Here is a 21449-nt window from a genome sequence, read left to right as displayed (position 1 = left end):
CGGCGGTCGGCGGGCGGCGTTCGGCGGTCGGCGGCGGTCGGCGTTCGGCGGTCGGCGGTCGGCGGGCGGCGTTCGGACTCGCACAACCGAAGTCGGCTTGCGCCGCGGTCGTCCGTGGCGCGAGCCGTTCTGCGTTGTGCGACGCCGACTCGCGCCACAGCCGCTCCCCGCCCTGTGTCGTAGGGTCGGCGCATGGGGGAACCGTCTGCGTCCGTGACCGTCAGAGCCGCCGTGCCCGAGGACGCCGAGGCGATCGCCACCGTGCACGTCCGTGCCTGGCAGGAGGCCTACGCGCACCTGCTCCCGGCGGCGTTCCTGGCGGCCCTCGACCCGCGCGACCGCCTGGAGCGGTGGTGGCGGATCATCGACGACCCGACCGTCGCCGTGCACGTCGTCGAGGTGGACGCGGCCGTCGTCGGGTGGGCGACCGCGGGCCCAGGACGCGAGGCCGACGTCGTCCGCCCGCTGGAGCTCGAGGGCATCTACGTCCTCGCGGCCGCCCACGGTTCGGGTGCGGGGCAAGCGCTCCTCGACGCCTCGCTCGGCGACCGTCCGGCGTTCCTCTGGGTGGCCGAGCACAACCCGCGCGCCGAGGCCTTCTACCGCCGCAACGGGTTCCGCCGCGACGGCTCGGTCAAGGTGGAGGCCATCGGGCCGCACACGATCACGGCCGTGCGGATGGTGCGCTAGAGCTTCTCGATCGGGGCGATCTTGATGAGCAGCTTCTTGCGCCCCGCGGCGTCGAACGCGATCTCGGCGATGCGCTTGGCGCCCTGGCCGGTCACTGCCCCGACGGTGCCCTCACCGAAGTCGACGTGCTTGATGCGGTCACCCGCCGCCAGTTCCATGTCGCCGTTGTCGCGGACCTGCCCGGACACCCGGTTCGCCCACTCGGTCTTCGGGCGGGTCTTCGCCGCTGCGGCCGCGCGGTCGTAGGACCCGCTGCCCCAGCCGCCGCCACCGCGGTACCCACCACCGCCGGCTCCGCCACCACCGCTGGAGCCGTCACGCTTGGCGTTCAGGGCGCGCGGCTGCGTCCCGCCACGGCTGTTCGCCATGCCCGGTGACTGCTTCCACTCGATGAGCCCCTCGGGGATCTCCTGCAGGAAGCGGGACGGCATCGCCACGTTGACGTCGCCGAACTGTGCGCGGGTCATCGCGAGCGAGAGGAACAGCGACTTCTTGGCGCGGGTGATCCCGACGTAGAACAGTCGGCGTTCCTCGGCCGGCCCACCGGGCTCGTTGGCGGACATCCGGTGCGGCAGCAGGTCTTCTTCGATGCCGGTCAGGAAGACGGCGTCGTACTCCAGGCCCTTCGCCGTGTGCAGCGTCATGAGGGACACCGTCCCGGAGGAGTCGTCCAGCTCGTCCGCCGCGGCGACCAGGGAGACCTCGGTCAGGAAGTCGCTCAGTGTGCCGTCCGGGTTGTTCTTCTGGAACTCCCGGGTCACGGCGACGAGTTCGTCGATGTTGTCCGCACGGGCGGAGTCCTGCGCGTCCGGCGACTTCCGGAGCTGCTCGAGGAGCCCGGAGCCGTCCATCAGCTGGGTCAGGGTGTCGACGACCGGCTGCTCGGTGGCCTTCGCGGAGACCTCGTCGAGGAGCGCCGCGAACGCCGTGATCGCGTTCCGCACCTTCGGCCCGAAGCCGAGTTCGTCGGCGTGCCGCAGCGACTCGCGCATGGAGACGTCGTGGTCGTCGGCGTAGCGCTGCAGCGTGGTCTCCGTGACCGAGCCGATGCCGCGCTTCGGCACGTTCAGCACGCGACGGAGCGCGAGCGGGTCGGCGGGGTTGGCGACGGTGATCAGGTACGCCATGGCGTCCTTGATCTCCGCGCGCTCGTAGAACTTCGTGCCACCCAGCACCCGGTACGGGATCGCCGCACGGATGAAGATCTCCTCCAGCGCACGCGTCTGCGAGTTCGTCCGGTAGAACACCGCCATGTCGCGGTAGTCGGTGCCGTCGTCGTGCAGCCGCTGGATCTCGTCGGCGACGAACTGGGCCTCGTCGTGCCCGGTGTAGCCCGTGAACCCGACGATCTTGTCGCCGGCACCGACCTCGGTGAACAGGTTCTTCACCTGGCGGTCGAAGTTGTTCGCGATCACGGCGTTGGCGGCGTCGAGGATGTTCTGCGTCGAGCGGTAGTTCTGCTCGAGCAGGATGACCTTGGAGTTCGGGAAGTCCCGCTCGAACTCGACGATGTTGCGGATGTCGGCCCCGCGGAACGCGTAGATCGACTGGTCCGAGTCGCCGACGACGGTCAGGGACGCCCCGGCGATCGAGCCGTCGGTCTCGCGCATCCTGGCGACGTGCTGGCCCTCGTCCTCCAGTCGGTCGACCTGCTCCACCGGGACCGGTCGGGTGAGCTCGCGGATCAGGGAGTACTGCGCGTGGTTGGTGTCCTGGTACTCGTCGACCAGGATGAAGCGGAAGCGGCGCTGGTAGAGCGCGGCGACCTCGGGGAAGGCCCGGAACAGGAACACCGTCTGCCCGATGAGGTCGTCGAAGTCGAAGGCGTTCGCGCGCCGCAGGTCGTTCGTGTACCGACGGAAGACCTCGGTGAACATGACTTCCTGCGGGTCGTTCGCGTTGATGTTGCGCGCGTACGAGTCGACGTCCTGCAGCTCGTTCTTGAGCTTCGAGATCTTCGACGCGGCTGCCCCCACGGTCAGCCCGAGCGTGTCCGCTTCGAGGTCCTTGATGATCCGCTTGAGCAGGGCCCGCGAGTCGGCGGAGTCGTAGATCGTGAACGACTGCGGGAACCCGAAGCGCTCAGCTTCACGCCGCAGGATCCGGACGCAGGCGGAGTGGAACGTGGAGATCCACATGCCCTCCGACGCCTGCCCGACGAGCGCACGGACACGCTCGCGCATCTCGGCGGCGGCCTTGTTCGTGAAGGTGATCGCGAGGATCTGCGACGGCCAGGCCTCGCGGTTCGCCAGCAGCAGCGCGATGCGCCGCGTGAGCACGCTCGTCTTGCCGGAACCGGCACCGGCGACGATGAGCAGCGATTCGCCGCGGTACTCGACGGCTTCCTTCTGCTGGGGGTTCAGACCGGCGGTGAACGGGTCCTCGTAGGAGCGGGCCCCGGCGCCCGGCTCGGGCGTCGAGTCGAATGGGTCGAGCACGATCGTCATGTCCGGGACAGTCTAGGCGCGGCCCCCGACAGCCGCCCGCGCCCGGACGGCGAGGTCCGCGTGGTCGGCGAACACCCCGTCGACACCGGTGCGGATGACCGACGTGTACCACCGCTCCCAGTCCCCGAGGCCGGCGACCTCCCCGCCTCGGCGCAGCGGCGCCGGCAGGAACCGGTTCTCCGGCCGCAGGGTCCACGTGAAGACCTGGAGCCCGGCGGCGTGCGCCCGATCGACGACGTCCGACCGGACGGGCCGCGGGTCGTCGAGCGCCACCGCGTCCACCCCGGCCATCAGCGTCCGCAGGTCGACGCTGATCCCGTTGAACTGCTCGGCCAGCGTCCGGAGCGCGACGTCCGTGCGCTCGTCCGCGAAGGTGGGGGCGGCCGACCCGTGGGCGGCGACCTCGTCCGCGGCGCTGCCACGGGCCTCCTGGAGGTAGACGAGCCGGCCGCCCACGCCCCGCGAGCCGAGGTCGCGGAGGACGGTCTTCTCGAAGCTCTCGACGGTGAGCCGGTCGTCACCGCGCCACCCGGCTGCGGCAAGCGCGTCGGCGACGAGGGATGCCATCGGCAGCCCGGCCTGGTCGAAGTAGGTGGCGTGCTTGACCTCGGCGACCAGCCCGACCGGCCGAGGGGCATCGTCCAACAGGGTGAGCAGGTCCTCCAGTCGGAGGACGGGGTCCTCCCCGTCGTGCGCCGCCGACCCCGGGCGGAGCTCCGGCAGCCGCTCTCGGGTGCGGAGGGTGCGGAGCTCGTCCCAGGTGAAGTCCTCGGTGAACCAGCCGGTCAGCCGCTGCCCCTCGACCGTCCTGGTGGTCCGCCGGTCGGCGAACTCGGCGTGCGCAGCGACGTCGGTCGTGCCCGAGATCTCGTTCTCGTGCCGGAGCACCAGGACGCCGTCCTTCGTGGGCACGAGGTCCGGTTCGATGGCGTCGGCACCGAGCTCGATCGCGAGTTCGTACGCGCTCCGCGAGTGCTCGGGCCGGTACCCGGAGGCACCTCGGTGGGCGATCACCGTCGGGGTCGAGGTCATGCGGGCGACCCTACTGACCGCCGGTTGCCGCTCCGTGGACGTCGTGCGGACCACAGGAGGCACGCAGCACCAGCTCCGCGTCGAACTCGGCGTGCGCCCGTGCCCCGGTGGGGTCGAGCACGCGGGTGACGGCCGCGTCCGCCATCGCCTCGATCGGTTGCCGGACCGTCGTCAGGGGCGGCCAGGTGTACTCGGCCTCCCACGAGCCGTCGAAGGCCACCAGGGCGATGTCCTCGGGCACGCGCACCCCGCGCTCGTGGAAGGCACGGAGCACACCGACGGCGGTCCGGTCGGACGCGGCGAACACCGCGTCGGGTCGGTCGCCCTCGTCGGCGATCCGCAGTCCGGACACGTAGCCGCCGTCACGCGTGTACCCGCCGTCGTACACCCGGCCGGGAGGCACGCCCCGGCTCGCGCACGCCGCTCGCCATCCGCTGTGGCGGGGTTCGCGGTCGTCGAGCTGGCCGACGAAGGCCACCCGGGTTCGCCCGTGGTCGAGCAGGTGCTCCGTCGCGCGCTCGGCACCGGCGCGGAGGTCGGTCCCGACGCTCGCGACGCCGTCCCGCGCCGCCGGGGCGTTGAGGTCGACCCACGGCAGCCCGACCGGGTCGATCGCGGACCGGTCGGCGGCCCCGCTGGAGAGCACGAGCACGCCGTCGACCATGCGGGCGGCGAACTCCTCGAACCGCGCGCGGAGACCGTCCGGCTCGAAGCTCGTCGCCGTGGAGTACAGGGCGTACCCGCGCTCGCGTGCTGCTGACTCGATGGCAGCGGCGTACTCGGCGAAGAACGGGTTCGCGAACACGGGGTCGTCCCGGTCGGGGACCGCGAGCACCAGGGTGCGGGCCGACCCCGAGCGGAGTGCCCGCGCAGCCTGGTTCGGTCGGTAGCCGAGCTCGGCCACCGCGGCGAGCACCCGGCGCCGGGTGTCCGGGGCGACGGGTGCTCCACCGTTGAGGGCGTAGCTCACCACCGCGTCCGAGACCCCGGCGAGCCGGGCGACGTCGCGCCGGGTCGGCTTGCGGGTCGGCCGCTCCGGTGCTTCGCTCACGCCCTGATCATGACACCCGGTGCGCCACCGGGAGGGCTTCCCCGACGGCCACGGGCGCGTCACCCTGGTCGGGGATCGGGAGCCGCTCGCCGTCGCGTCGGGCGGACTCGAGTGCGACGAGGCCGGGCAGCGTGTACCGCGAGGCCTGCCAGGCGTTGACCGGCGGCAGCACGCCGTCGTTCACGGCGCGGACGAAGTCGTCGACGAGGAGCTGGTGCGAGCCCTCGTGCCCGTTCGGCGCGAAGTCGAACTCCGCGGGCAGGCGGTCCGTCAGGGCGTCGTGCACGGGCGCGTGTCCGGAGACGAACGAGCTGCGGAGCGCCGGGGACACGTCGGCCAGGCGGGGGTCGTCGTCCTCCATGGTCGGACGGTTCTCGAGCTGGTCGGAGACGTCGGTCACGCCCTCGCGGTCCTGCCAGACGGAGTTCGTCACGAGCTGCTCGAAGCTGCCGTCGGTGCCGAACCAGCGGAAGCGGCTCTCGCGGATGTACGAGGGGAAGCCCACGCGACGGAACTCGTTGATGCGCATGGACCCGCCGCCGTCGAGCTCGAACAGCGCGGTCATGTTCGAGAAGTCGTTGTCGAACATGCTGACCTCGGTGTCGAAGACCCCGTCGCCGCGGTCGTCGTGGACGCCGATGCAGCTGACGCTCGTGGCGTGCCGCGGGACCGCGCCGAGGACGCCGCCGATCGCGTGCGTCGGGTACCACATGGGCGGGTAGCTGGCCGTGGCCTTCCACTCGTCGCCGCCGCTGTACTTGTAGGCGTCGTAGAAGCCGAGGTCCATGTCGTGGACGTAGTCGCCCTCGGCGTAGAAGACCCGGCCGAACGCACCCTGCTCGGCCTTCTGGCGGGCGAAGACCGTCGCCGGGTTGTACTGGCTGGTCTCGCCCATCATGTACGTGAGGCCCGTCTCCTCGACGGCCGCGATGATCGACTCGATCTCCGTCAGCGCCGTGGCCATCGGGACGGCCGAGTACACGTGCTTGCCGGCACTGAGGGCCTGCAGGACGAGCGGACCGTGCGTCCAGCGCTGCGTGAAGATCGCGACGGCGTCGACGTCGGGGCTGGCGAGCATGTCCTCGAACGACGGGAACGTGCCGGCGAGGTGGAGTTCCTCGGCGAGCTGGTCCGCACGCTCGGGGAGCACGTCGGTGGCGTAGACGGCGGAGATGCCCGGGTGCTTCTCGAAGAGGGTGGCGAAGTGGCTGGAGAACTGGCCGGCTCCGACCATGCCGAGGGTGAACGTCATGCTGGCTCCTTGCTGGCGGGTGTGCGTCGTTGCAGGTCCCATCGTCGCGCCCGGGTTTACTCGTGTCAACCCCTGCTGCGTCGGCGGTCCCGACCGTGCTCTCGGCGAACTCCCGTCGATCGCGAGGGGGTCCCGCAGCACGCGCCCGTAGAGTGCTCGCGACGGCAGCACCTCCGCCGTCCGCTTGCCGCGAATCCTCAGCCTTTCGTTGCGCCGCACACCTAGGCTGAGAGGACGCGAAGGAACGCATCCGCCGTTCCCGCTCACGATCCGACCAGAGGAATCACGAGGACACCATGGCTTTCAAGCCCGGTTTCGATCAGTCCCCCGCCTTCAACGACGCGGGCCGGAACGCTTGGAGCGCCGGCTCGCAGCAGCAGAACCGCTGGGGCGCGACGCCGCAGCAGTCCGCCGGCATGACGCCCGAGCAGCTGCAGTACATGTACGACCGTCCGGCGGCGAACACCGTCGACACGGACCGCATGTCGTACGAGGACACCATCGTCAAGACGCTCATGGCGTTCGGCGTGCTCGTCGTCGGCGCCGTGGCCGGGTGGAACCTCCCCCCGATCGTCTGGATCGCCGGCGCGGTCATCGGGTTCGTCCTGGCGCTGGTGAACACCTTCAAGAAGAAGCCGTCCGCCGGGCTGGTGCTCGCGTACGCGTTCTTCGAGGGCCTGTTCGTCGGTGGCATCTCCGGCTACTACAACTCGGCGTTCGAGGGCATCGTCACGCAGGCGATCTTCGGCACGCTGGGCGTGTTCTTCGTCACCCTGCTGCTCTTCCGCTCCGGCAAGGTCCGTGCGACCCCCAAGGCGACGAAGTTCTTCCTCATCGCGATGGTCGGGTACATGGCGTTCTCGCTCGTGAACATCGTGCTCTCGCTCACCGGCGTGACCAACAGCGCGTTCGGCCTCCTCGGTGTGACCTTCTTCGGCATCCCGCTCGGCGTCCTGATCGGCATCTTCGTGGTCGTCATGGCGGCCTATTCGCTCATCCTCGACTTCGACCAGATCCAGACCGGCGTCCAGCGTGGCGCTCCGCGCATCTACGGGTGGACCGCCGCGTTCGGCCTCATCGTGACGCTCGTCTGGCTCTACCTCGAGATCCTGCGCATCCTCGCCATCATCGCGAGCAGCTCCCGCAACTAGCACGCACACCCGAAGGGCCCCGGCACTCGCCGGGGCCCTTCGTCGTTCCCGCCCCACGCCCGCCGACCGGTCGCAACACCCCGCTCACGTTCGTCCACCGGCCACGAACCGTCGCTCGACGATGCCGCGTCCGACGATCTCCGACCGTCCGGCGACACGCAGACGGGAAGTCGTGACCACTCGGCGCCGGGCACCCGACGCCCGCGCCCCCACCCGGCTGAGATCGCACTTCGTGTCGGCTCGGCGCAGGCGGAGCCGACACGAAGTGCGATCTCACCGAGGGACATCGACGACACGGGAGGCCCCGGAACGACGAAGGGGCCCGACGCCTCACGCGTCGGACCCCTTCAGGACGGGAGACTCACTCCCACTCGATCGTCCCCGGCGGCTTCGACGTCACGTCGAGCACGACGCGGTTGACGTCGCGCACCTCGTTCGTGATGCGGTTGGAGATCTTCGCGAGCACGTCGTACGGCAGGCGGGTCCAGTCGGCGGTCATGGCGTCCTCGGACGACACGGGACGGAGCACGATCGGGTGCCCGTACGTGCGACCGTCGCCCTGCACGCCCACGGAGCGGACGTCGGCGAGGAGCACGACCGGGCACTGCCAGATCTCGTCGTCCAGGCCGGCGGCGCTGAGCTCGGCGCGGGCGATGGCGTCGGCTGCGCGCAGGATCTCCAGGCGCTCGGCGGTGACTTCTCCGACGATGCGGATGCCGAGCCCGGGTCCGGGGAACGGCTGGCGACCGACGATGACCTCGGGCAGTCCGAGCTCACGCCCGACCGCACGGACCTCGTCCTTGAACAGGGTGCGCAGCGGCTCGACGAGCTTGAACGTCATGTCCTCGGGCAGACCGCCCACGTTGTGGTGCGACTTGATGTTCGCGGTGCCGGCACCGCCACCGGACTCGACGACGTCGGGGTAGAGCGTCCCCTGGACGAGGAACTCGACCTCGCCGGAGCCGTCGTCGGACGACTCGGACTTCGCCTCGAGCACCAGGGCCTCTGCCGCCGCCTCGAACGTGCGGATGAACTCGCGCCCGATGATCTTGCGCTTCTGCTCGGGGTCGCTGACACCGGCCAGGGCGTCGAGGAACTGCTGCTCGGCGTCGACCGTGACGAGCCGCACACCGGTGGAGGCGACGTAGTCCTCCTCCACCTGCTTGCGCTCGTCCGCGCGCAGCAGCCCGTGGTCGACGAACACGCACGTGAGCTGGTCACCGACGGCCTTGTGCACCAGGGCAGCAGCCACGGCGGAGTCGACGCCGCCGGACAACCCCGCGATGACGCGGGCAGAACCGACCTGCGCACGGATGCGCTCGACCTGCTCCTCGATCACGTTCGCGGAGTTCCAGTCACCCGGCAGTCCGGCGGCGCGGTGCAGGAAGTTCTCGAGCACGGCCTGCCCGAACGCGGAGTGCTTGACCTCGGGGTGCCACTGCACGCCGTAGAGCTTGCGCTCGTCGGACGCGAAGGCCGCCACCGGTGTGGAGGAGCTCGACGCGAGGACCTCGAAGCCCTCGGGTGCCTCGGACACCGAGTCACCGTGGGACATCCAGGTGGTCTGCGCCGCCGGCTGGCCCCCGAGCAGCACCGAGTCGGTGCCGGTCACGTCGACCGCGGTCGCGCCGTACTCGCGGAGCCCGGTGTTCGCGACCGTGCCACCGAGGGCGGTCGCCATCGCCTGGAAGCCGTAGCAGATGCCGAGCACGGGGACGCCGAGCTCGAGGATGGCGCCGTCGAGTGCCGGGGCGCCGTCCTCGTACACGGACGACGGACCGCCGGACAGCACGATGGCTGCGGGGTCCTTCGCGCGGATCTCCTCCGCCGACATGGAGTGCGGGACGATCTCGCTGTAGACGTTGGCCTCACGGACGCGTCGTGCGATCAGCTGCGCGTACTGCGCACCGAAGTCGACGACGAGGACGGGTCGCTGGTCGGTCTCGCTCACCGAGCGCTCTCTTTCTCACGCTGCTGGGCAGCGGTCAGCTCGTGGTAGGTGGTCATGGCGGCCTGCTGCATGCGGTGCTCGACCACGAAGGACATGAACGGGATGACACCGCCGAGCGCGATGAGCAGGAAGCGCGACGGCCGCCAGCGCATGATGCTCCACAGGCGGAAGTCGGCGAACAGGTACACGACGTACAGCCAGCCGTGTGCGATGAGGATCGCGATCGACAGGTTGAAGGTGCCGGGGGCCTCTCCGGCGGTGCCGTTCGGCACGAAGAAGGCGCCGCCGCCGAGCTGCATCTCACGCTGGATGGGCGTGTACTTGATGACGACCTCGACGACCAGGGCGAGCAGGAGCACGCCCGTGACGTACGCGGAGACGCGGTAGAACCGGACGGCCCCCGGGATCTTGGGGACGTCGCGGGTACGGACGGTCAGAGCCATGTGGAGAGCCTATCGTCGCTCGGTGGTCAGGCCGGAGGGGGCGAGGTCGGCCTGCTGACGCTCGTCCTCTTCTCGTTCCCAGGTGTCCTTCACGAAGCGCCACCACAGGAACACGGCGAAGCCGGCGAAGACGACCCACTCGACCGCGTAGAACAGGTTGAGCCAGTCGAACTGGACCTCGCGTGTGGGCGCCCGGTCGGCGACGGTGCCGAGGTCAGCTGCGGATGCGGTGGTGCCGTCGGCGACGACGTACCCGCCGTACATCCGGTCGTCGAAGGCCTTCCACGTGTTCACGAACCGGGCGGGGGCGACCGCCGAGTACTCGTCCCGCTGGAAGGCGTCCTGGTCCGGGGACTCGGACGGGTAGTACCGACCCTGCACGGTGACGGTCGCGCCGTCCGCCATGCGGTCACCACCGGCGACGGCGGCCGACCGCTGGTCGGACCACCCGAGGACGACCGGGAGGCTCGCCCCCGTGGTCGTGTCGACCATGTGTCCCACGGTCTGGTAGCGGCCACCCCCACTGCGGCCTGTCAGCACGGTCGTGTCGCCGGCGACGAAGCGGCCGGTGACGGTCACCCGCTGGCCGGCCAGGCTGTCGCCCACCCCACGCTCGGGCTTCGAGACGTCGGAGAGCACCTTGCGGGTCTCGGTGGTGGCGGGCAGCGGCTTGCCGTTCTCGATGCTCCGCTCGAGCTGCCACTTGCCCAGGAAGGCGAACACCGCAGCGAGGACCAGCGCGAGCAACAGCAGCGCGATCCACCTCGGTCGTCGGGCGACTGCCCACATCTGTATCAGTACTCCGGATCGCGCGGACGGGCCGGGCGTTCGGGGCGCTCGGCGGGGGTCTCGATCGACGACGTCCCGGTGCTCACGGTCTCGGGCTCCGGCGTCGCCGCAGGCTGCCCATTCTCCCGCTCGTCCCTGCCAGCCGCCTCCACGAGCGCGATCTCGTCGGCGAACCGGCGGTCCCGCTCGGCCTTGCGGGCGGCTGCGGCCTCGGCGGCGGCGCGCTCGCGCCCCCGCAGCTTGCGGACCCGCGCCGGGCGGATCACGAGGCGGCCGATGCGGTCCGAGTTGATGGCGAGCACGGGGCCCAGGACGGCCATGATCAGGACGTAGAGGCCCGCGAACGCGGTGATCCGGTCCTCGAGTCCGGCGGCGGCCGAGAGCGTCGCGAGGATCAGCGCGAACTCGCCACGGTTCACCAGGATGACGGCGGTGTTGATGCCCTGCTGGACGTTGAAGCCGTTCATCCGGGCGACGAGCTGACCTGCGACGGCGTTCAGCACCACGGTCATGCCGATCGCGGCGAGCACCGGCCAGACCACCTCGCCGAAGGTCGCGATGTCGAGCCCGAGGCCGAAGTTGACGAAGAAGAACGCCGCGAAGACGTCGCGCATCGGGAGCGCGAGCTGCTCGATGCGGTCGCGGTAGCGCGTCGCACCGCAGAGCAGGCCGATGACGAACGCCCCGATGGCGTCGGTCACGCCGAGCAGGTCGCCGATGCCGCCGAACATCACCGCGAGGCCGAAGAACAGCACCGTGAAGAGCTCGTCGTCGCGGGTGGCGAACAGCTTGGAGACCTGCTTGCCGCCCCACCGCGCCAGGCTGAACATCACGATGAGGAAGCCGAACGCGAGCGCGAGCTTGCCGATCACGCCCCAGATGTTCGTGTCACCGGAGAGCACGACGGACACGATCGCGAGGTAGATCGCGATGAAGACGTCCTCGATCACGGTGACGCCGAGGATCATCGGGGTCTCGTCGTTGGCGAGCCGCCGGAGCTCGATGAGGAGCTTCGTGACGATCGCGCTCGACGAGGTGGCCGTCATGCCCGCGATCACCAGGGCTTCGCGGGTGCCCCAGCCGAGGGAGAACCCGAACGCGAAGCCGACGGCCATGTTGATCGCGACGTACGTGCCGCCGGAGACCAGGAGCTTGCCGGCGTTGCCGTAGAACTCCTCTTGGTCGAACTCGAGCCCGAGGTTGAACAGCAGCAGGATCAGGCCGAAGGTCGCGATCAGCTCGATCGTGTGCGACTCGACACTCAGCCCGATCCACGGCGTGTGCGGGCTCGCGATGAGCCCGACGACCATGTAGATCGGGATGGCGGGCAGGCCGATCAGCTTGCCCAGGCGTCCGAGGACGTAGGCGATGAGGAACAGGGCACCGATGGTGAGCAGCTCACCACCGAGGTGCATGCCGGTTACCTTCCGGGCGGCGCCTCGGCAGCAGCAGCCGCCGCGAGCTCACCGCTGCGGTAGAAGGAGAAGGCCTTGGTGACCTTCTCGGGGGAACCGGCCACGACGATGGTGTCGCCGGGGAAGACCACGAAGTCGGCCGAGGGGGCCGGGTTGGCGCTGTCGCCACGGACCACGGCGACGACGGTCAGGCCGATGAAGCCCGAGTCGTGCAGGTCGCCGAGCGGCTTGCCGGCGATGGCGTCGTCGTAGTCGACGGAGAACCAGTCGATGGACAGGCCGGGGATCTCGTCGAGCTTGTCGAGGCCCTCCGTGATCCGGGTGCCGCCGAGGAGCTCGGCGAGCGTGTGGGCCTCGTCGTCGCTGAGGCGCAGCGAGACCTTCTCCGACTTGTCGGCGCCGTCCGAGACGTCGGCGAAGGAGATGAGGTCGGAGTGACCCGACCGGTGCGTGATGACCCCGCACTTGCCACCGTCGTCGGTGTAGAAGCTGTGCAGTACGCCGACTCCGGGGAGTTTGACGCGATGAACGTCGACCATGATGGCTCCCTTTCCCAGGACTCCCATGCTAACCACCGAAGGGGTCCGTCCATTCCGCCGTCTGCTCTTCTGTGGATGCCGTCTACTGTTCTGTGCATGGGGAGAACTCGGATCGTCGTGGCCGTCGTCGGGGTGCTGGTCGTCACGGTGTACGCGGCGCTGCTGGCCGTGCAGCAACTCGTGCTGGATCCGCTCGCGGCGGTGCCCGGCACCTCGCTCGGCGCGATCCACGCGCACCTCGAACGGCAGGGGTTCGACGTCCGCGGTGACGTCGTCGCCGTCCTCGTCACCGCGTCCATCGGCGTCGCCCTGGCGATCGTGGTCGCGACGGTGACGCTGCGCAGGCGCGTGGAGCCGCACTTCGTCATCGCCTGGATGCTCGGGATCATCGCCGCTGGCGCGGTCCCCTTCTTCATCGCCGGCTTCCAGCTCGGCATGGACGTCGCCGACGGCTACGGCGTCAGCGGCGGCGCCCACACCGTCTGGGCCGGTGTCCTCTTCGTCACCAGTGCGGTCGCGCTGGTCGCGATCCCGGTGGTGCTCGTGTTCGGCGAGCGACGCCGCGCCCTCCGCACCACGTCGACGACACTGGTCGCCTGACGGACGCGGGTCGCGCCTCCAGGCCGGCAGCACCAGCCGGGAGGCGCGACTCCCCTCGTCGACGCTCGTCGCGTCCGACCGGGGCCGGGTCTACTCCGGTTCGCTCGTCTTCTCGCCGATGACCTGCTCGTCGGACGCCTTGGCGCCCTCGGCGCCGTCGCTGCGGCCGCCACCGGGGACGACGTCGTCCTCGTCGAAGCCGAAGGCGATGTCCGGGGCCTCGAGGCGGACGCGGTCAGCGGACTCGTCGTCGGGCTGGAGCTGCGACTCGCGCTCGGCCGCGACCCGCTTGCGGTAGTTCGCCACCTCGGCCTCGGTCTGCTCCTGGTCCCAGCCGAGCACGCCGGCCATCAGCCGTGCGGCGACGGGGGCGGCCGAGTCACCGCGGTCCCAGGCCTCGATCGAGATGCGGGTGCGGCGGGCGAGGACGTCCTCCAGGTGCAGGGCACCCTCGTGCGAGGCCGCGTAGACGACCTCGGCGCCGATGTAGTCGTCGGCGCCCGGCAGGGCCTCAGCGAGTGCCGGGTCCTCCTTCACGAGCTGCAGCACCTCGGTGGTCAGCGTGCCGTAGCGGTTCAGCAGGTGCTCGATGCGGACCTTGTGCAGGCCGAACGAGCGAGCGGTGCGACCGCGCTTGTTCCACGCGGCCGGGTAGCCCTCGGCGCCGAGCAGCGGGATGTCCTGCGTGGTGGACGCCGGGATCGTGCCGTCCATCGCGGCGACGGCCTCGTCGATGGCGTCCTTGCCCATCACGCGGTACGTCGTCCACTTGCCACCGGCGACGACGACCAGGCCGGGCGCAGTGTGGGTGACGACGTGCTCGCGGCTGAGCTTCGAGGTCTGGTCGGACTCGCCAGCGAGCAGCGGGCGGAGGCCGGCGTAGACGCCCTCGACGTCCTCGCGCGTCAGCGGGACCCGGAGGACGGTGTTGACGTGCTCGAGGATGTAGTCGATGTCCGCCGCGGTGGCCGCCGGGTGCGCCTTGTCGAGGTACCAGTCGGTGTCCGTCGTGCCGACCAGCCAGTGCCGGCCCCACGGGATCACGAACAGCACGCTCTTCTCGGTGCGCAGGATCATGCCCATGTTCGACTGGAAGCGGTCGCGCGGGATGACGAGGTGCACGCCCTTCGACGCCCGGACCTTGAACTGCCCGCGGGTGCCGACCATCGCCTGCGTGTCGTCGGTCCAGACGCCGGTCGCGTTGACGACCTGCTTGGCCCGGATGTCGAACCGCTCGCCCGTCTGGATGTCGTGCGCGTGGGCACCGACGACGCGTTCCCCGACCTTGATGAAGCCCTCGATGCGGACCCGCGCGGCGGCGTGCGCACCGTAGGCCGCGGCGGTCCGGACGAGCGAGGACACGTAGCGGGCGTCGTCGACCTGCGCGTCGTAGTAGGTCATGCCGCCGACGAAGGCGTCCTTCTTCAGGGACGGCATCGACTTCAGCACCTGCGTGCGGCTGAGGTGGCGGTGGTGCGGGACGCCCGGAGGACGACCGCCGGACCAGCTGAAGGCGTCGTACATCGCCATGCCGATCCCGATGTAGAAGCGCTCCCACACACGGTGGTTGAGCGGGTACAGGAACCGGACCGGCTTCACCAGGTGCGGGGCGATGCGCTGCAGCAGCAGGCCGCGCTCGATGAGGGCCTCGCGCACCAGGGCGAAGTTGAGCTGCTCGAGGTAGCGGATGCCGCCGTGCACGAGCTTCGACGACCGGCTCGACGTCCCCGAGCCCCAGTCGCGCGCCTCGACGATGCCGACGCTGAGACCGCGGGTCACGGCGTCGAGGGCGCTGCCGCCACCGACGATCCCGCCGCCGACGACCAGGACGTCGAGCTCCTTCGTCTTCAGCGTCTCGATCGCCGCCGCCCGTTCGTCCGGGCCGAGCTTCGCCCGCGGGTCGAACCCCGCCGTGCCGAACGCACCTGTCGGTGCCTTCTTGCCTGAGACCGTCGTTGCCATGGTCGCCTCCGCGCACCCGAGCACCTGCGTGCTCTGCTCAGGAGCACCCGCGCGCCCCGGTGCGGAGCGTTCGCGTGCTCTGCTCAGGCGCCGGGCGTCACCCGGAGGACCGGGCGCACCGCCGTCAGCGGTGGTACGGCGCCACGACCACTTCTACTCGCTGGAACTCCTTGACGTCGGAGTACCCGGTCGTCGCCATCGACCGACGCAGGGCACCGACGATGTTCGCGCGGCCGTCCCAGGTCGGCGTGGGGCCGTTGAGGACGTCCTCGAGCGGGGCGATCGTGCCGACCTCGACCCGGCGGCCGCGGGGCAGCTCCGGGTGGTGGGCCTCGGCACCCCAGTGGAAGCCGCCGCCGGGTGCCTCGGAGGCACGGGCGAGCACGGTGCCGAGCATGACGGCGTCGGCACCCATCGCGATCGCCTTGACGACGTCGCCGGCGGTGTCGAGGCCGCCGTCGGCGATGACGTGCACGTAGCGGCCGCCGGACTCGTCCATGTAGTCACGTCGGGCACCGGCGATGTCGGCCACCGCGGTCGCCATCGGCGCGTGGATCCCGAGCGCCGCGCGCGTGGTCGACGCCGCACCGCCGCCGAAGCCCACCAGGACGCCGGCAGCACCGGTGCGCATCAGGTGCAGCGCGGCCGTGTAGGTCGAGGCGCCGCCGACGATCACGGGGACGTCGAGCTCGTAGATGAACTTCTTGAGGTTGAGCGGCTCGGTGTTCTGCGAGACGTGCTCGGCGGAGACGGTGGTGCCGCGGATGACGAACAGGTCGACACCGGCGTCGACGACCGTCTTCGAGAACTCCTGGGTGCGCTGGGGGCTGAGCGAGCCGGCGACCGGGACACCGGCGGCACGGATCTCGGCCAGGCGCGCCGTGATCAGCTCGGCCTTGACCGGCTCGGCGTAGATCTCCTGCATGCGCTTCGTGACGTTGCCGTCGGTGAGCGCGCGGATCTCGGCGTAGTAGGGCTCGGGGTCCTCGTACCGGGTCCAGAGGCCTTCGAGGTCGAGCACGCCGAGGATGCCCAGGCGCCCCATCTGGATCACCGTCGCGGGCGAGGACACGGAGTCCATCGGTGCCGCGAGGATCGGCGCCTCGAAGGTGAAGGCGTCGATCGACCACTGGACGCTGACGTCCTGCGGGTCGCGGGTGCGCCGCGAGGGGACCACTGCGATGTCGTCGAACGCGTACGCCCGACGTCCGCGCTTGCCTGCACCGATCTCGACTTCACTCACCCGGCAAGCCTAGCGGGCGCGGGGCCGGTCAGCGCGGGCGGCGGCGCTTCCGGCGGAGCATGCGGAGGGTCAGCCCGAGCCCGAGCGCCAGCACGATGAGCACGACGAGCAGCGCCGCGGCGACCTTGACGAGCAGCGCCGCTCCGATGAAGAGCACCGCGAAGACCACCCACACGAGGATGTCCATCGCGATGCTCGAGACCCGGTCCACCTGCGGAACGCTACCTGCTCGGCGGGGGTGAGCCGAGCCTCCAGGCCGTGCCGCGCTGCGCTGTTCCGTGCCGCGCTGCGCTGCGCTGTTCCGTGCCGTGCCGTGTGCGCGGCCCGCGAACTGCCGAGCGGTCACCATCACGGATGAGGGAAAGGGGCCGTGCGGCGCTGACGCGACTTCGCACGACCCCTCTCGTGCCGGCACCGCCCCCACAGCGGCACCGGCGATGTCGGCCACGCTCAGTGAGCGAGGCCGACGTCGACTCCGCTCAACGAGCGGCGTCGACGTCCTTGGCGAGCGTCCCGAGGTAGAGCTCGATGACCTTGGGGTCATCAGCGAGCTCCCGCCCGGTGCCCGAGTACGCGTTCCGACCCTGGTCGAGCACGTACCCACGATCGCAGATCTGGAGACAGCGTCGCGCGTTCTGCTCGACCATGATGATCGACACCCCCGCCTTGTTGATGCGCCGGGTGCGGATGAAGGTCTCGTCCTGGCGCACCGGGGACAGTCCGGCGCTCGGCTCGTCGAGCAGCAGCACCTTCGGGTCCATCATCAGCGCCCTGGCCATGGCGACCGACTGCCGCTCACCACCGGACAGCGATCCGGCGCGCTGGCCCTTCCGCTCGCCGAGGACGGGGAACAGGTCGTAGATGACCTCGAGCCGTTCGGAGAACTTCTTCGGGCGGAGGTAGATCCCCATCTGCAGGTTCTCCTCGATCGAGAGCGAGGGGAACACGTTGTTCGACTGCGGCACGAAGCCGACGCCGGCCTGCACGAGCTTGTTCGCCTTCATGTTCGTGATGTCGGCGCCCTCGAGGGTCACCGAGCCCTCGCGGACCGATACCAGGCCGAAGAGGGCCTTGAGCAGCGTGGACTTGCCGGCGCCGTTCGGGCCGATGATCCCGATGAGCTCGCCCGGGTAGCACTCCAGGTCGCAGCCGTTGAGGATGTTGACGCCCGGCAGGTACCCGGCGACGAGCCCGCTGGCCCGCATCACCGGTTCCAGGGTGGCCGTGCCCGATCCCGCTGCCGGACTGGAGGCTCGCCCCGCGTCCGCGCCGCTCGTCGCGTGGGACCCGTTGGTCGCGTGGGACCCGTTGGTCGCGTCGGTCATCGGGTGGCCTTCCCGTCGGCGGCGTCGGCCGCGTCTGCTGTGGTGTCGTGCGTCGCGCCTGGCGCCGCGTGGTCCTCGTCGGCGACCTCCTCGGCGAGCTCCTCGTAGGTCTCCTCGGTGAGGAGCGAGTCGTCGCCCAGGTCCGTGTCGTGGTGTGCGCCCAGGTAGGCGTCGATGACGGCCTGGTCGTCCATCACGGTCGTGGCAGGTCCCTCGGCGACGACACGGCCCTCGGCCATCACGACGACCCAGTCCGAGATGTGCCGGACCATGTGCATGTCGTGCTCGACGAACAGCACGGTCATGCCGTCGTCGCGCAGGGACTGGATGTGGCCGAGGAGCGACTGGGTCAGCGCGGGGTTCACGCCGGCCATCGGCTCGTCGAGCATGATCATCGTCGGGTCGGACATGAGCGCCCGTGCCATCTCGAGGAGCTTCCGCTGGCCGCCCGAGAGCGAGCCCGCGTAGTCGTCCTTCTTCTCGAGGAGCTTGAAGCGGGCCAGGAGGTCCTCGGCCTTCGCCGTGATCTCCTTCTCGCGCTTGGACCACAGCGGACGGATGAGCGCGGCGAAGAAGTTCTCGCCGGGCTGGTCCTTCGCACCGAGGAGCATGTTCTGCATCACGGTGAGGCGGGACAGCGCCTTGGTCAGCTGGAACGTGCGGACCATGCCGGCTCGGGCGACCTTCGCGGCACCGGTGTTGCCGAGCGTCGCGCCGTTGAACTGCCAGCGGGCGTCTTTCCCGCTCGTCGGCTTGTCGAAGCCGGTGAGCAGGTTGAAGAACGTGGTCTTGCCGGCACCGTTCGGGCCGATCAGCGCCGTGATGGAACCACGCTGGACCTCGAGGTGGTCGACGTCGACCGCCGTCATGCCGCCGAACTTCCGGCTGATGTTGTCGACCGTCAGGATCGCGTCGGGCTTCGCTGCCCCGGGCGTGTGCGACACCGTGGTCGCGGGTGCGTGCTGCTCAGACACTGAACGTCAGCTCCTTCTTGTTGCCGAGGAGTCCCTGGGGGCGGAACACGATGAGGAGCATGAGCGCGACGCCGACGAGCACGTAGGAGAACTGCTCCGCCTGCTGCGCGTTCATGATCGAGTTCGGGATGAAGTCCCCGGCCAGGGTGCGGATGCCGAGTCGGACGACGAAGAACAGCACGGCTCCGAGCACGGGGCCGAACACCGTCGCCGCCCCACCGAGGATGAGCGCCGTCCAGATGAAGAAGGTCATCGAACGACCCATCGCGTCCGGCTGCACCGAACTCGGGATGACGTAGATGATGCCGGCGAGTGCTCCGAGCGCACCACCGAACACGAGCGCCTGCATCTTGTACGAGTAGACGCTCTTGCCGAGCGAGCGCACGGCGTCCTCGTCCTCGCGGATGGCCTTCACGACACGGCCCCAGGGGCTGCGCATGAGCAGGAACAGCACCAGCGTGAACAGGGCGACGAGGCCCCAACCGACGATCCGGATCCACCAGCCGTTGACGCCGTTGTTGGAGTACGTGAACCACAGGATCGTGGTGGTGCCGTCGGGCAGGAAGCTGAGGGCGTTGAACGGGTCGCGGTAGCTCGAGCCGGTGATGCCGTTCGAGCCGCCCGTGGTCGTGGTCAACAGACTCGAGCGTCCGACCATCCGGATGATCTCCGCACCGGAGATCGTCACGATCGCCAGGTAGTCGCCGCGGAGCCGGAGCGTCGGGATGCCGAGGATGATCGCGAACACGATCGAGACCAGCAGGGCGACCAGGACGGCCATCCCGAGGGGCAGGCCGTTCGTGATCGAGATGGCGAACCCGTAGGCACCGAGCAGCAGGAACGCCGCCTGACCCATGTTGACGAGTCCGGTGAGGCCGAAGTGCACGTTCAGCCCGATGGCGGCGAGCGCGAACGCGGCCGTCGTGGGCGCGAGGGCCTCCTGCGTCAGAGAACTGAGGAGGTTGAGGATGTAGTCCATGGCGGCGCTCCCTTAGCCGATCCGCTCGGCGCGGCCGAAGATGCCCTGCGGCCGGAACAACAGGATGAGGATGAGGATGACGAGGGCGGTGGCGTACTTGAAGTCACCCGGCAGCACGAGGTTCGTGAGCTCGACGACGACACCGATGATCATCGACCCGACGAGGGCGCCGTAGGCGGTGCCGAGGCCACCGAGCGTCACCGCCGCGAACATGAGCAGGAGCAGCTGCAGGCCGGTCTGCCAGTTGACGCCGTTGAGCACGAGGCCGAGCATCACGCCCGACAGCCCGGCGAGACCGGCGGCGAGCGTCCACACGAAGCGGATCACCCGGTCGACGTCGATGCCGGACGCCGATGCCAGGGCCGGGTTGTCCGACACCGCGCGGGTGGCCCGGCCGAAGCGGGTCTTCGCGAGGAACAGCCCGGTGAGGATGAGCACGACGAGCGCGATGGCCATCGCCACGTAGGACTGCACGGTCAGGGTCACCCCGGCGAACGTCACCGTCTGGGGGTTGCTCTGCTGGATGCGGACGGTCGAGGCGCCGAAGAAGTACTGGAAGGCGTACTGCGCCGCGATCGAGAGACCGATGGTGACGATCATCAGCTGCGTGAGGCTGATGCGGCGGCGCCGGAGCGGACTCCAGATCACCATGTCCTGCAGGTACCCGCTCGCCGCGCAGATGATCACGACGATCACCCCAGCGACCCAGATGTTCATGTGGAGCTGGTTGGCGAACGTGTACGCGAGGAGGCCACCGAGGGTCACCTGCTCACCGTGCGAGAAGCTCGACAGGCCGGTCGTGCCGTAGATCAGTGACAGACCGATCGACGCCAGGGCGATGAGCAGCCCGAGCCGGATGCCGGACACGAACTGCTGCCATGCCCGCGCCGCGGTGACGCTGGTGCCGGCCTCGGACGTGGTGGCGCCCTCTTGGTCCGACAGCTGGAAGATCTGTCCGGCGTTCGCGTTGAGGTTCGCCTGCACGGTGCGCTTGGCGTCGGCGGCGTTCGTCAGGAACTGGCCCTTGGGCAGCGTGTCCTGGTCGACGGTGACCGAGTACTGGCCGGCTGCCGGCACGCTCACGGCCCAGCGGCCCTGCGCGGACGTGGTGGACGTCGCCGCGAAGCCGGCCGGCCCCGCCACGTCGACGTCCACGCCGACGGCGGGCTCCCGCTCGCTGTCGAGGATCGTGCCCTGGATGCAGCCGTTCGACGTGCTCACGGTGCAGGGCTGGTTCGACGACGGGGCCGAGCTGGCACTGGCACTCGCCGTCGCGGCGGGGGTGGCGCCCTGGGCGGGGATGGTCACCGCCCAGTCGATCAGGAAGGTCGCCAGGAAGGCCGCGACGAGCACGACGACGAGCACCAGTCGACGACGACCTGGCGCACCGGGGCGGAACCGGCGCAACAGCGCCGGCCCCGCAGGAGTTGTGGATCCCACGGAAGAGCCTCTCGTTCGGATGCCGAGGAACCTATGGGCTTTTTGTGACACCCGTGTTTCCAACGTGTTCCCTGTGTGATTCGTGCCGTAACTGTGATGCTGTGGAGGAACGGTGGGCAAGTCCTCCACAGCCGGAATGCGCATCGCGGCTCCCGCGTTAGCATGT

19 protein-coding genes are annotated in these 21449 nt (G+C 70.0%); 3 read left to right on the top strand and 16 right to left on the bottom strand.

Features of this window, described 5'->3' with window-relative positions; all coding sequences use genetic code 11:
- The first annotated feature begins 192 nt into the window (after window positions 1-192).
- On the top strand, window positions 193-690 hold the full coding sequence (locus ITJ68_RS17200) for a GNAT family N-acetyltransferase (RefSeq protein ID WP_194663107.1): 498 nt from the start codon (window positions 193-195) through the stop codon (window positions 688-690).
- On the opposite strand, the gene ITJ68_RS17195 is transcribed toward ITJ68_RS17200, so the two are convergent.
- Genes ITJ68_RS17195 through ITJ68_RS17180 form a run of 4 tightly spaced genes read right to left on the bottom strand, consistent with a single transcriptional unit; the run spans window position 687 to window position 6472 of the window.
- The gene (locus ITJ68_RS17195) at window positions 687-3137 is read right to left on the bottom strand and encodes an ATP-dependent helicase (RefSeq protein WP_194663106.1); all 2451 of its coding nucleotides are present in this window, start codon (window positions 3135-3137) and stop codon (window positions 687-689) included. The genes ITJ68_RS17200 and ITJ68_RS17195 overlap by 4 nt on opposite strands.
- 12 nt (window positions 3138-3149) lie before the next feature.
- Window positions 3150-4169 (bottom strand): glycerophosphodiester phosphodiesterase family protein, encoded by a 1020-nt coding sequence (locus ITJ68_RS17190; protein ID WP_194663105.1) that lies wholly within the window; start codon window positions 4167-4169, stop codon window positions 3150-3152.
- Between the two features lie 10 nt (window positions 4170-4179).
- Entirely contained in the window at window positions 4180-5220 is a 1041-nt protein-coding gene (locus ITJ68_RS17185; RefSeq protein WP_194663104.1) for a LacI family DNA-binding transcriptional regulator, read from the bottom strand.
- 7 nt (window positions 5221-5227) lie between these two features.
- A complete protein-coding gene (locus ITJ68_RS17180) occupies window positions 5228-6472 on the bottom strand; it encodes a Gfo/Idh/MocA family protein (protein ID WP_194663102.1) in 1245 nt (414 codons plus the stop codon).
- A gap of 296 nt (window positions 6473-6768) precedes the next feature.
- Between ITJ68_RS17180 and ITJ68_RS17175 the strand changes: the two genes are divergently transcribed.
- Complete coding sequence (locus ITJ68_RS17175) at window positions 6769-7623, top strand: Bax inhibitor-1/YccA family membrane protein (RefSeq protein ID WP_194663100.1); 855 nt, start codon at window positions 6769-6771, stop codon at window positions 7621-7623.
- Between the two features lie 361 nt (window positions 7624-7984).
- Here the strand turns inward: ITJ68_RS17175 and guaA are convergent, their stop codons facing one another.
- The 5 genes from guaA to ITJ68_RS17150 are packed head-to-tail and all read right to left on the bottom strand — an operon-like array spanning window position 7985 to window position 12760.
- Window positions 7985-9574, bottom strand: coding sequence for a glutamine-hydrolyzing GMP synthase (gene guaA, locus ITJ68_RS17170; RefSeq protein ID WP_194663098.1), 1590 nt, complete (start codon window positions 9572-9574; stop codon window positions 7985-7987).
- Window positions 9571-10017, bottom strand: coding sequence for a DUF3817 domain-containing protein (locus ITJ68_RS17165; protein WP_194626306.1), 447 nt, complete (start codon window positions 10015-10017; stop codon window positions 9571-9573). Before ITJ68_RS17165 ends, guaA begins: the two co-directional genes overlap by 4 nt.
- A gap of 9 nt (window positions 10018-10026) precedes the next feature.
- Window positions 10027-10806 carry an SURF1 family cytochrome oxidase biogenesis protein gene (locus ITJ68_RS17160; RefSeq protein ID WP_194663096.1) on the bottom strand — a complete coding sequence of 260 codons (780 nt, stop codon included), beginning with the start codon at window positions 10804-10806 and terminating at the stop codon, window positions 10027-10029.
- Window positions 10807-10811: 5 nt separating this feature from the next.
- Window positions 10812-12221, bottom strand: a complete 1410-nt coding sequence (locus ITJ68_RS17155; RefSeq protein ID WP_194663094.1) for a cation:proton antiporter — start codon at window positions 12219-12221, stop codon at window positions 10812-10814.
- A 5-nt stretch (window positions 12222-12226) separates the two neighbouring features.
- The gene (locus ITJ68_RS17150) at window positions 12227-12760 is read right to left on the bottom strand and encodes a cation:proton antiporter regulatory subunit (protein ID WP_194663092.1); all 534 of its coding nucleotides are present in this window, start codon (window positions 12758-12760) and stop codon (window positions 12227-12229) included.
- 96 nt (window positions 12761-12856) lie between these two features.
- Here ITJ68_RS17150 and ITJ68_RS17145 point away from each other — a divergent pair, with 96 nt between their 5' ends.
- Entirely contained in the window at window positions 12857-13360 is a 504-nt protein-coding gene (locus tag ITJ68_RS17145) for a hypothetical protein (protein ID WP_194663090.1), read from the top strand.
- Between the two features lie 90 nt (window positions 13361-13450).
- Here ITJ68_RS17145 and ITJ68_RS17140 read toward each other — a convergent pair whose 3' ends face one another.
- From ITJ68_RS17140 to ITJ68_RS17110, 7 genes are all read right to left on the bottom strand, one after another.
- Window positions 13451-15322: a glycerol-3-phosphate dehydrogenase/oxidase gene (locus ITJ68_RS17140; protein WP_194663088.1), complete on the bottom strand. Its 1872-nt coding sequence runs from the start codon at window positions 15320-15322 to the stop codon at window positions 13451-13453.
- Between the two features lie 124 nt (window positions 15323-15446).
- A complete protein-coding gene (locus ITJ68_RS17135; RefSeq protein WP_071276610.1) occupies window positions 15447-16565 on the bottom strand; it encodes a GuaB3 family IMP dehydrogenase-related protein in 1119 nt (372 codons plus the stop codon).
- Between the two features lie 28 nt (window positions 16566-16593).
- On the bottom strand, window positions 16594-16776 hold the full coding sequence (locus ITJ68_RS17130) for a hypothetical protein (protein WP_194663086.1): 183 nt from the start codon (window positions 16774-16776) through the stop codon (window positions 16594-16596).
- 268 nt (window positions 16777-17044) lie between these two features.
- On the bottom strand, window positions 17045-17770 hold the full coding sequence (locus ITJ68_RS17125; protein ID WP_228505998.1) for an ABC transporter ATP-binding protein: 726 nt from the start codon (window positions 17768-17770) through the stop codon (window positions 17045-17047).
- 116 nt (window positions 17771-17886) lie between these two features.
- Window positions 17887-18864 (bottom strand): ABC transporter ATP-binding protein, encoded by a 978-nt coding sequence (locus tag ITJ68_RS17120; protein WP_323743361.1) that lies wholly within the window; start codon window positions 18862-18864, stop codon window positions 17887-17889.
- A complete protein-coding gene (locus ITJ68_RS17115) occupies window positions 18857-19843 on the bottom strand; it encodes a branched-chain amino acid ABC transporter permease (RefSeq protein WP_071276616.1) in 987 nt (328 codons plus the stop codon). The genes ITJ68_RS17120 and ITJ68_RS17115 overlap by 8 nt, the downstream gene beginning before the upstream one ends.
- Window positions 19844-19855: 12 nt before the next feature.
- Window positions 19856-21283, bottom strand: coding sequence for a branched-chain amino acid ABC transporter permease (locus ITJ68_RS17110; RefSeq protein ID WP_323743360.1), 1428 nt, complete (start codon window positions 21281-21283; stop codon window positions 19856-19858).
- Window positions 21284-21449: the final 166 nt, after the last annotated feature.

The sequence above is a fragment of the Curtobacterium sp. VKM Ac-1395 genome (genome assembly GCF_015350975.1).
Classification (GTDB): domain Bacteria; phylum Actinomycetota; class Actinomycetes; order Actinomycetales; family Microbacteriaceae; genus Curtobacterium.
The sequence above is the reverse complement of the archived record's forward strand: the minus strand, read 5'-3'. Positions and strand labels throughout refer to the sequence as shown.

Bases quoted from the DNA above. Each gene is read 5' to 3' on its own strand.
- ITJ68_RS17195 (WP_194663106.1), bottom strand. From the start codon at position 3,137: ATGACGATCGTGCTCGACCCATTCGACTCGACGCCCGAGCCGGGCGCC.
- ITJ68_RS17145 (WP_194663090.1), top strand. From the start codon at position 12,857: ATGGGGAGAACTCGGATCGTCGTGGCCGTCGTCGGGGTGCTGGTCGTC.
- ITJ68_RS17175 (WP_194663100.1), top strand. From the start codon at position 6,769: ATGGCTTTCAAGCCCGGTTTCGATCAGTCCCCCGCCTTCAACGACGCG.
- ITJ68_RS17155 (WP_194663094.1), bottom strand. From the start codon at position 12,221: ATGCACCTCGGTGGTGAGCTGCTCACCATCGGTGCCCTGTTCCTCATC.
- ITJ68_RS17160 (WP_194663096.1), bottom strand. From the start codon at position 10,806: ATGTGGGCAGTCGCCCGACGACCGAGGTGGATCGCGCTGCTGTTGCTC.
- ITJ68_RS17150 (WP_194663092.1), bottom strand. From the start codon at position 12,760: ATGGTCGACGTTCATCGCGTCAAACTCCCCGGAGTCGGCGTACTGCAC.
- ITJ68_RS17115 (WP_071276616.1), bottom strand. From the start codon at position 19,843: ATGGACTACATCCTCAACCTCCTCAGTTCTCTGACGCAGGAGGCCCTC.
- ITJ68_RS17165 (WP_194626306.1), bottom strand. From the start codon at position 10,017: ATGGCTCTGACCGTCCGTACCCGCGACGTCCCCAAGATCCCGGGGGCC.
- ITJ68_RS17180 (WP_194663102.1), bottom strand. From the start codon at position 6,472: ATGACGTTCACCCTCGGCATGGTCGGAGCCGGCCAGTTCTCCAGCCAC.
- ITJ68_RS17200 (WP_194663107.1), top strand. From the start codon at position 193: ATGGGGGAACCGTCTGCGTCCGTGACCGTCAGAGCCGCCGTGCCCGAG.
- ITJ68_RS17190 (WP_194663105.1), bottom strand. From the start codon at position 4,169: ATGACCTCGACCCCGACGGTGATCGCCCACCGAGGTGCCTCCGGGTAC.
- ITJ68_RS17140 (WP_194663088.1), bottom strand. From the start codon at position 15,322: ATGGCAACGACGGTCTCAGGCAAGAAGGCACCGACAGGTGCGTTCGGC.
- ITJ68_RS17125 (WP_228505998.1), bottom strand. From the start codon at position 17,770: ATGCGGGCCAGCGGGCTCGTCGCCGGGTACCTGCCGGGCGTCAACATC.